Here is a 9,332-nt window from a genome sequence, read left to right on the forward strand (position 1 = left end):
GACTATACCGCGCCAGTAGGTGCTTGGACTGCGGTCCTGCTTCGGTGAACCGCCCACATGGACAAGAAGTACATGGAGATACCCATAGGTTCAAACGGCGAGGGCGTTCTCGGGGGCAACGAAGTCGTGTTTCTCGACTTAGCGAAAAAAGGAACCTCCGGCGTCCGGAGCCAGCAGCAACCTTTGCCGATAACCGACTATTCGTTCTGCTTTCTTGGAATATGGTCGATTGCCTGGAACACCCGGCTCTAAGTTGTCGTTAATTTCCAAGGTCCCCGCTTCATTGTCCCCGAGTACAACTACTGAAACCGGCCAACATATTAATTGGTGTTACCAATTATTGGTATATAAATGATAATGGTATATCGTTATCCCGTCAAGGTTTGATTTGGCGACACAACCCAGCTTGTGTAAGATACTTGCTATGTATTATACTGAAATTATTATTTTTTACATATTGTCGTGATGCGGAACTAAAGATGGAACGTTATGCGTTTTAGCGAATAAAACACTACACATCACCGGAACTGTGAATAGTAAAGAGGTATTTGCGATGACGCATCATGGCATTGCTGCCCTACCAGCCAGGGGGCAGGCCCCCCACAGTAGCGTCTGCTTGCTACAATGATTAAGATGACGGATGTTTAATCGGTCTACAACATTGACATTTGGACCTCCTTGTGCCAAGCCTAGCATGGCAGTCGAACCATGGCCGACTGATAACTAAAAAATCGGTGATGAGGAAAATAGATCCATGAAGATTGGGGTTATTGGGGCCGGGGCCGTCGGCCTCTATTACGGAAGTCTCTTGCAGCGTGCCGGCCATGATGTGCGTTTTTTACTGCGGCGGGATTATGACGCCATTACCAGGTCCGGCCTGACCGTCAACTCCCCGCGAGGGAATTTTCATCTTGACCAGGTCCAAGGGTTTCACAATTCCTGCGACATAGGGACTGTCGATCTGGTCCTTGTGGCACTAAAGGCTTTTGCCAATCAACATCTGGTGGAGATGGTGCGCCCGCTCTTGGGAAACAGCACCGCGCTTTTGACCATCCAGAACGGTCTCGGCAACGAAGAATTGCTGGCAGACGCCTTTGGCGGTGATCGTGTCCTAGGCGGAGTGGCCATGATCGGCGTTACCCGCGGCGAGCCGGGTGTGGTGAACCATATGGCGCTCGGCTCCATCCGGCTGGGGGAGTTCAACGGCGGACGTTCGTCGCGAAGTGAGCAACTGGCAACCATGTTCACTACCGCCGGCGTTATCTGCGAGGCGGTAGCCGACCTCCGAAAGATTCGCTGGGAAAAGTTGGTATGGAATATCCCCTTCAACGGTTTGTGCGCCTTGACCAACCAGACCCCCGGTAAGCTGTTGGCCAATCCTGCCACCCGATGTCTGGTTGTGGAAATTATGGATGAGGTCATCTCCGGAGGCAACGCCCAAGGCTTGTCCGAGCCGATCTCCCGGGAATACGGCGAAGAGATGCTGACCAGTACGGTCCGACATACCAGCGACTACCGGCCCAGCATGATGGTTGACCGGCTTGAGGGGCGTCCTTTGGAACTGGAGGCGATCTATCGGATACCGTTGCTTTATGCGGCACGACACGGGGTAAATATGGTCCGGGTCGGAATGCTCCGTGCCCTGTTGGACTTGGGGGAACCGGTTAATCCGTAACGTCCGTTTGCGGCCATCCTCACACCTTTTACTTGACAATGATCAGGTGTAAGGATAGCTATCTGTACTGATATTGTTAGTGGTTAAACTCTGGTGTTTGCACGGGAGCTGGCCGGGAACGGAGGCTGGGGGTGACAACCCCCGGTTTTTTTTTACCCTGAGGCACCGCAAAGAACAGACAACATGAACAGGAAAACAGCCCCATGAAACAGACCATTGAATCACTCTTTCCCGAGGAAGGGCAAATCCCTGAGCCATATCGTATCGATACGCCGATCCGGCAGGACTATTACCTGGTCGCGGGTGAATTGCGGCATTGGGACGGCCCGTTGCAGGATGTTCTTTCGCCGGTCCGGGTCAGAACATCCGGAGGGCTTATCCAGAAGCGGGTAGGGGAGTCGCCACTTCTTAGCGAGGGGGCGGCCATGGAGACTCTTCAGGTAGCGGTGCAGGCTTATGACACCGGTCGTGGGATCTGGCCGACCATGTCGGTGGGGGAGCGCATCCAGTGCGTGCAACGTTTTACGAGCGTCATGCTGGAGAAACGGGAGGAGATTGTCAAGCTCCTCATGTGGGAGATCGGGAAGTCGCTGCAAGAGGCAGAACGGGAGTTCGCGCGTGCCGTTGTCTATATTCACGACACCATCGAGGCATTGAAGGAGTTGGACAGGGTGTCGTCCCGGTTTATCATCCAACAGGGGATCATTGGCCAGATACGGCGTGCTCCTCTGGGGGTCGTGCTTTGCATGGGGCCTTATAACTTCCCGCTCTACGAGACCTTTACGACTCTCATCCCCGCATTGATCATGGGAAACACCATACTGCTCAAGCCGCCCCGTTTCGGTATCCTGCTCTTTCACCCCCTGCTGGAGGCCTTCCGTGATTCATTTCCGCCGGGGGTTGTCAACATGGTCTACGGCGACGGCGAGGTGGTCGTGCCGCCCTTGCTCGCCTCAGGCAAGGTGGATGTTCTTGGTTTTATCGGTACCCATCGGGTTGCGGACGCGCTCCGCGCAACTCATCCCCGCCCCCACCGTTTGCGCTGCGTGCTCGGGCTGGACGCCAAAAACCCGGCCATCATTCTGCCTGATGCTGACCTGGACCTTACGGTGGCCGAATGCCTGAGGGGGAGTCTCACCTACAACGGCCAGCGCTGCACCGCGCTGAAGATCATGTTTGTCCATCGTTCCCTTGCGGATGACTTCGTGGAGCGGATGTCCGCAGGTATAGATGCCCTGAAATGCGGTATGCCATGGGATGAAAATGTGACTATCACGCCCCTCCCGGAACCGGAAAAACCGGGCTATCTGGAAGGGTTGGTGCGGGACGCCCAGGCCCGCGGTGCACGAGTGTTGAACAGGAACGGCGGCATCAACGACGCTTCGTTTTTTTATCCCGCGCTGCTTTACCCGGTCGCCCCAGCCATGCGGGTCTACGACGAGGAGCAGTTCGGACCGGTAATCCCGGTCGTCCCCTACGACGATATCCGGGAACCGATCGACTATGTGGTCGCCTCGAATTACGGCCAACAGGCTAGTATCTTCGGTCGGGATAGTGACCTGCTGTCCCACTTGGTGGATGCCCTGGTCAATCAGGTCTGCCGCATCAACATCAACAGCCAATGCCAGCGAAGCCCTGATTGTTTCCCTTTCAACGGCCGCAAAAACTCCGCCGAGGGGACCCAATCCGTGGCCGACGCCCTGCGCATATTTTCCATCAGGATCGTAGTCGCAGCGCGGGAATCCGAGGCCAACCGTGAGATTATCACCGACATCGTCAAGGGGCGGAAGTCACACTTTCTCTCCACGGATTTCATGTTGTAAAGGTAAAAACTGCTTTGGTGGCGTTCATTAGGGATGGTGGGAGAGAGGAGACGTTTGTTTCAGGGGCCGTTTTCCGGAAACTCCTCGCGCTTTTTACTGCAACAGCTTCGGCTAAATCACACTGTCTATTTTCAATAAGACGGCATCATTAACCCTCTCGGTTGATATCAAGAGCCCGATCCGTTCAGGTTGTCCCGAGCGTTCGCACTTCAGGTAGGCGGGTATCTCCCGATGGCTACAGCCCGAGTGAAAGGTGTCCCTGACGGCGATCCTGATGGCGCATCCGCTGCAATGAACTGTCTTGCCGCAGCCCTCCGGCGTTGCCGCATAGATGCATTCGAAAACATCACCTCCGTGATGGTTTTCTATTTCAGGTAGATCCTTTTGGACAAGGGATAGTGCCAAGGTGTTCGCACCAATAACCCTTACATCGTTATCGACTAGAAGCACGGGGACATTCAAGGCATCAAGGAAGGCGGACAGATGAACTCCCTGGTCCGCAAGAAAAAGGTTGGCGCATTCCAGGCATATGCCATAGCTGACGCTAGGGTGTATCTCACCCGGAGAGACCGTAAATCCTATCTCGCCATAACACCATGCACATATCTTTCTCATGGTGTCCAGTATAACAGGTATGACAAAAATATCATTGGGCGAGATTTATCTTTTCAAAAAACTCTGCCTGGCCGACAGGTTTATGGTCCCCTTCTTTACCCATCAGGAAAGCTAGTGTGTCAGTACGGCCTGATGAGGATAAAGCCCCAGAAGCCCGACCAGCCTTTGACAGACTCAACGGCGTATTAGCGCTGCCTCCATCCGTCTGAGAGCCTCGCGAAGAAGTTCGCGCCGACAACCGAAGTTGAGCCGAATGAATCCCGGGGCGCCGAAATCACTCCCATCCGAAAGCCCCACTCCCGCCTCTTCGAAAAAATGTACCGGTTGGTCGATACCGGTCCCGCGGGCATCAATCCAGGCCAGATAGGTGGCCTCGACCGGGGTCATGGAGAGGCCCGGTATCCGGGCTATCCCTTCGGTCAGCAGGTCGCGGTTCCCGCGCAGATAGGCAATAAGTTCCTGCCGCCATGCTTCTCCCTCATTATAGGCCGCCTGGGCTGCGGTATAGCCCAGAAGGTTGACATGCGGGACGATGCGGCCCATGGCCTTCTGGAAATCCCTGCGTAGCCCCGTATCGGGAATGACGGCAAAGGAGCATCCCAGGCCGGGGATGTTGTAGGTCTTGCTAGGGGCCAGCAGTGTGATGGTGCGGCGGGCTATATCCGGAGAGAGGGCTGCAATGGGGATGTGGCGCTTGGCCTTGTCGAGGACCAGCCCGGCATGGATTTCATCCGAGCCGATCACCAGGTCGTGGCGCTCGGCAAACTCGGCAAACCGGAGCAGTTCTTCCCGGGACCAGGATCTACCCACCGGGTTATGGGGGCTGCATAACAACAGCAGCTTTGTTTGCGGGGTGATGGTGCGCTCCAGTTCCGCCATTTCAGCCACCCATTGACCGTTCTGCATATGAAGCGGCGCCGTTACGAGGCTGCGTTGCGATAGAGACGGGGCTGACAAAAAAGGGGGATAGACCGGCACGAAGGTGGCAACCGCGTCGCCCGCATCACCCACGGCCCGACAGAGTACGTTCAGCCCGCACACCAAGCCAGGCAGCCAGACAATCCAACCCGGCTCCGCCCGCCAACCGAAATCCCGTTCAAGGTGGTTGAGAACCGCTGCCGTCAACTCATGCGACGGATGCGTATAGCCGAATACACCATGGCTGACCCGCTCGTGGAGTGCTTCGATGATCGCCGGAGGGGAACGGAAGTCCATGTCCGCCACCCACAGGGGAATGATGTCGCGTCCCTGGTACCGGTCCCATTTCTCGCTGCCGCTGCTCCTGCGGTCGATGGGGGCATCGAAGTCGAATCTGGCGTCGGCCGTCATGGAGTGGGCTCTTGGGGGAGGCGGAGGGTGGCGGAGAGTGGTAGCAGGCCGGCCGTCACTTCCAGTACGGCGTCAGCCCGATTGAGGGTGTACAGATGTACACCCGGCGCGCCGCCGGCCAACAACTCCTCCGTCTGTCTTCGGGCATGGGCGACTCCCAATTTTTGCACCTCTGCGGCACCTCCACGACGATCCGCCTCTTCCAGCTGTGCCATGAATTCCGCCGGCATAACCGTGCCGCACAATGATACGATACGTTTGATCACCTTCAGGCTGACTACCGGCAGGATGCCGGGAATGATCGGCTTGGTGATGCCGTGGTCGCGGGCGTTGCGGACAAAATCGAAGTAAATGCGATTGTCGAAGAAGAGCTGGGTGATGGCAAGGTCGGCACCATGGTCCAGCTTGAGCCTGAGATATGCCATATCCGCCGCAGGGCTCGCAGCCTCGGGGTGAACCTCAGGGTAGGCGGCCACTCCCAGGCCCACATGGGGGTGGGAGCCACGAATGAGGGACACGAGGTCCGAGGCGTGCAGCAGGGGGCGGTGGGGCGATGATTCAGCCGTGCTGTTCTGGGGGAGATCGCCGCGTAGGGCCAGGACATTGTCCACCTGTGCCTGCGTCAACTGATCCAGAAATGTGTGCACATCGCCGTCGTGAGCCCCGATGCAGGTCAAATGGGCCATCGTCTCCAGGCCATGTTCCTGCTTGAGTCGGCTGACGATCTCCAGGCTGTCCCCATGGGTGCTTCCCCCCGCTCCGTAGGTAACGGAGCAAAAGAGAGGGTTTACCTCCTTCAAGCGGTCGACGGTGTGGAAAAAGGCAGGCCATTCCGATCGCTCTTTTGGGGGGAAAAATTCCAGGGAAAGAAATGGTGTGCCCGGTGTTATGGTATCGATTATCTTCATGGGGAAGTATGTGCTCCTGTCGTAAGGTCGTTATTGTGGAGAATCCCAGTGTCGTAACTGCTGTGCCGGGGTGAAATAGCGCCGATACCCCTGCATCAGGAGCAGGAAGGCGGTGACCGCCACTCCGCCCGCCACGGCGCACATGATGGCGATCTGGTAGCGGACAGCAACCGCCGGCTCCGTGCCGGACAGGATCTGGCCGGTCATCATGCCGGGCAGGGAGACGATCCCCATGGCCGCCATGGTGTTGAGGGTCGGGATCAGGGCAGCGGAGAAGGCGTTGCGCAGGGCTGTCTCAACCGCTTGGCGGGGAGTGGCTCCCAGACAGAGTGCCGTCTCGATCTCCTCGCGTCGTTCCCCGATCTCGGCCTCCAGCCGTTCGGCCGCCAGACTGGCTCCCTGCATGGAGTTGCCGAGGATCATGCCGAACAGGGGGATCAGGTAGCGGGGCTCGTACCAGGGCGAGTATCTCACCACTAGGGTGCAGAAGAAGAAGGTTACACCCCCACAGCCTGCCAGGATCGAGCCTCCCATCACTCGGTAGAATCCCGGCATTTTCCGCTTGGCCTGCGAACCCGCCACCTGAAAGGAAAACCCGGCCATGACGATCAGTATGGACACTACCAAAAGCGGGCTCTTGACGGAGAAAACAAGATGGAGGACATAACCGACAGCAAGAAGCTGGACGATCATCCGTAGTGCGGCCCAGCCAATCTTTCGTGTTTGTCCCAGCAGTTGGAAACGGGACAGGGCCATGGCCAGCAGAATCAGGGTAAAGGCCAGCAGAAGGTTAGAGAGATCCAGATTCACGAGTCCGTGGTTATCCATGACTATTCCATTTCTCCGGCTCTGCCAGGAATCGTCTGAATTCGGAACTTGCAGGTTCTGCCAGAACCGTCGCCGCACGTCCTGCTTCCCTGATCCGTCCCGCCTCCAGGTAGATCAGGTCATCGGCGACCTTGCCGGCAAGCCGCAGGTCATGGGTCACCAAGATGACCGCCATCTCCTGTTGTCGGCAGATGTCTTGGAGGGCGGCGGCCACCTGATCGCCGGTTGGCCGGTCCAGGGCGCTGGTCGGTTCGTCCAGCAGCAGCACCGGAGGAGAGGTGATCACTGCCCGGGCCAGGCTGACCCGCTGTTGCTGGCCGATGGACAGGCTCCGGGCATCCCGTTCCAGCAGGTCAGGGGTCAGGCGGGCCAGTTCCATGGTACGTCTGACCTCCGGGCTGGCAGCGTTCGGCAAAGGCTCTTTGCGATAGGCCAGAGGGCGTTGCAGGTTGTGAAACAGCGTGCCGGGAAACATGAACGGCCGTTGTAGTACCATGGCAACCTTTCGTCGCAGCAGCAGGGGGTCCAGACCCGCAATATCCGAGCCATCCAGTAGAATGCGACCCGTAGTCGGGTCGTCCAGGCGGTTTATCAACCGGATCAAAGTGCTTTTGCCACCCCCGGAAGGCCCCACGATGGCAGTAATCCGTCCTCTGGCGGCCGAGAAGGATATGTCACTCAGGATGATGGCCTTCAGGCCCTGCTGGTTAAACCGCGTCAGGCCTATCCCTTCCACCTGAACCATCGGTCGGGATTCCGGTGGTATTTTTTGTGACATTTGAAGCGACGTCATGTAATGCCCTCTCCCAACGAGGCCTCTAGGACTCGATAGGACTTCTAAAGTCTTATGAGCTCCGGAGAGCAGGTGGGAATGGACTGTCTTCACTGCTCTCCGGTTGCCATTGAAACCTGCCCAGCGGGATGCGGTCGTGCTCGTCAAAGCTCACACCCTCGCTTTCAAGGCGAAGTCTCTGTATCATGTCTGCCGGACTGCCGTCGGAACGCACACTGATCTGCCCCTTGGCGTTCACTATGCGGTGCCATGGGACGGTAGCCCGGTCATGAAGGCAACTCAAAGCGTAACCCACGAGCCGTGCATGGCCGGGCATACCCACCAAACGTGCGATTTGTCCGTAGGTCGCCACGCGCCCCTGAGGGATGCTCGATACAATTGCGTAAATTTTCCGGTATACGGACGCAGATGTCGGCATGATAGATTCCGCGGCGCGCTGCCTTTCCGCCTGCCGCATCCGGGCAGGCGATGATGCCGAACGTTCAACTGTAAAACCGGTTTGCCAAGCAACTCAAAATTAAAACATCTTTTCTCACATATTCGTGAAAAACACAAATACCTGACGCTTGCTCAGATTGTTCCATAAACGTCTGAACCCCGAACCTCGCTTTGACCACGCACGACAATCATGATATTCTGCCCCGCGTTTCACCGACGTTCCTTATGCCACCTGACGTGGGGTAATGAGAGGTCTGTCCGGCCATGTCGGAACATGGCTCTTTTTGTTTTGTTTTTTTGTGCGTTTATGGCTATATTTACAGAATCGGATAAAAAATATCGGTCACGATTCACATTGAAATGATAGCTTGACGGAAGGGGAGGTGTTTCTTGAAAAGAGTGTATGCATTTGCGGCCATATCCTTCTTGGTACTGGTATTCTCCGGCACGGTGTTCGGGGCCGTATCGGAGGGGCAGTTCTCGATTTCTCCCATGATCGGAGGATATACCTACGATGGCGGCCAGCATCTCGAAACAGCCCCCATGTATTCCTTGAAGGGTGGCTACAATCTTACGGACAACATCGGGGTTGAAGCCGGGCTGGACTACTCGATCACCTCATCCAAGCTGGTGACGGACAAGAATGTCGCCATCTTCAAGTATGGAGTCGAAGGGTTGTACCACTTCATGCCGGACAAGCAACTCGTGCCGTTCGTGGCGTTCGGGCTTGGCGGTTACAACATGTCCGGCCCTTCGGCCCTTGTTTCGCGTAAAGTGATGGGTTTCGTCGACTACGGGGCCGGTGTAAAATACTTCCTGTACGACCGGCTGGCTTTGCGGGCGGATGTGCGCCACGTCGTGGCCAATGCCAGCGCGTTTGAGTATACCCTGGGCGTAACCATCCCTTTTGGAGGCGTCAAAGG

At 56.8% G+C, this 9,332-nt stretch carries 9 protein-coding genes; 4 read left to right on the forward strand and 5 right to left on the reverse strand.

Annotation, left to right across the window (positions count from 1 at the left end; all coding sequences use genetic code 11):
- The first annotated feature begins 57 nt into the window (after positions 1-57).
- The 3 genes from LDN12_RS06625 (at position 58) to LDN12_RS06635 (ending at position 3,498) form a co-directional block, all read left to right on the forward strand.
- A complete protein-coding gene (locus LDN12_RS06625; RefSeq protein WP_223921893.1) occupies positions 58-252 on the forward strand; it encodes a hypothetical protein in 195 nt (64 codons plus the stop codon).
- A gap of 502 nt (positions 253-754) precedes the next feature.
- Entirely contained in the window at positions 755-1,675 is a 921-nt protein-coding gene (locus tag LDN12_RS06630) for a 2-dehydropantoate 2-reductase (RefSeq protein ID WP_223921894.1), read from the forward strand.
- 203 nt (positions 1,676-1,878) lie between these two features.
- Positions 1,879-3,498, forward strand: coding sequence for an NADP-dependent glyceraldehyde-3-phosphate dehydrogenase (locus tag LDN12_RS06635; protein ID WP_223921895.1), 1,620 nt, complete (start codon positions 1,879-1,881; stop codon positions 3,496-3,498).
- Between the two features lie 789 nt (positions 3,499-4,287).
- On the opposite strand, the gene LDN12_RS06640 is transcribed toward LDN12_RS06635, so the two are convergent.
- The 5 genes from LDN12_RS06640 to LDN12_RS06660 form a co-directional block, all read right to left on the reverse strand.
- On the reverse strand, positions 4,288-5,442 hold the full coding sequence (locus LDN12_RS06640) for a MalY/PatB family protein (RefSeq protein ID WP_223921896.1): 1,155 nt from the start codon (positions 5,440-5,442) through the stop codon (positions 4,288-4,290).
- Positions 5,439-6,350, reverse strand: a complete 912-nt coding sequence (locus tag LDN12_RS06645) for a methylenetetrahydrofolate reductase (RefSeq protein WP_223921897.1) — start codon at positions 6,348-6,350, stop codon at positions 5,439-5,441. The genes LDN12_RS06640 and LDN12_RS06645 overlap by 4 nt, the downstream gene beginning before the upstream one ends.
- A 30-nt stretch (positions 6,351-6,380) precedes the next feature.
- Complete coding sequence (fetB, locus tag LDN12_RS06650; RefSeq protein WP_223921898.1) at positions 6,381-7,178, reverse strand: iron export ABC transporter permease subunit FetB; 798 nt, start codon at positions 7,176-7,178, stop codon at positions 6,381-6,383.
- Positions 7,171-7,923 carry an ATP-binding cassette domain-containing protein gene (locus tag LDN12_RS06655; protein ID WP_223921899.1) on the reverse strand — a complete coding sequence of 251 codons (753 nt, stop codon included), beginning with the start codon at positions 7,921-7,923 and terminating at the stop codon, positions 7,171-7,173. The genes fetB and LDN12_RS06655 overlap by 8 nt, the downstream gene beginning before the upstream one ends.
- Before the next feature lie 100 nt (positions 7,924-8,023).
- A complete protein-coding gene (locus LDN12_RS06660) occupies positions 8,024-8,428 on the reverse strand; it encodes an MGMT family protein (protein WP_308464310.1) in 405 nt (134 codons plus the stop codon).
- Between the two features lie 380 nt (positions 8,429-8,808).
- Here LDN12_RS06660 and LDN12_RS06665 point away from each other — a divergent pair.
- On the forward strand, positions 8,809-9,332 hold a 524-nt coding region (locus LDN12_RS06665), incomplete at its 3' end, for a porin family protein (RefSeq protein WP_223924035.1).

The organism is Geobacter sp. AOG2 (genome assembly GCF_019972295.1).
Lineage (GTDB): Bacteria > Desulfobacterota > Desulfuromonadia > Geobacterales > Pseudopelobacteraceae > Oryzomonas.

What these genes read in the sequence shown, in the direction of transcription:
- LDN12_RS06625 (WP_223921893.1), top strand. Translation starts at nt 58, where the DNA reads ATGGACAAGAAGTACATGGAGATACCCATAGGTTCAAACGGCGAGGGC.
- LDN12_RS06630 (WP_223921894.1), top strand. Translation starts at nt 755, where the DNA reads ATGAAGATTGGGGTTATTGGGGCCGGGGCCGTCGGCCTCTATTACGGA.
- LDN12_RS06635 (WP_223921895.1), top strand. Translation starts at nt 1,879, where the DNA reads ATGAAACAGACCATTGAATCACTCTTTCCCGAGGAAGGGCAAATCCCT.
- LDN12_RS06640 (WP_223921896.1), bottom strand. Translation starts at nt 5,442, where the DNA reads ATGACGGCCGACGCCAGATTCGACTTCGATGCCCCCATCGACCGCAGG.
- LDN12_RS06645 (WP_223921897.1), bottom strand. Translation starts at nt 6,350, where the DNA reads ATGAAGATAATCGATACCATAACACCGGGCACACCATTTCTTTCCCTG.
- fetB (WP_223921898.1), bottom strand. Translation starts at nt 7,178, where the DNA reads ATGGATAACCACGGACTCGTGAATCTGGATCTCTCTAACCTTCTGCTG.
- LDN12_RS06655 (WP_223921899.1), bottom strand. Translation starts at nt 7,923, where the DNA reads ATGGTTCAGGTGGAAGGGATAGGCCTGACGCGGTTTAACCAGCAGGGC.
- LDN12_RS06660 (WP_308464310.1), bottom strand. Translation starts at nt 8,428, where the DNA reads ATGCGGCAGGCGGAAAGGCAGCGCGCCGCGGAATCTATCATGCCGACA.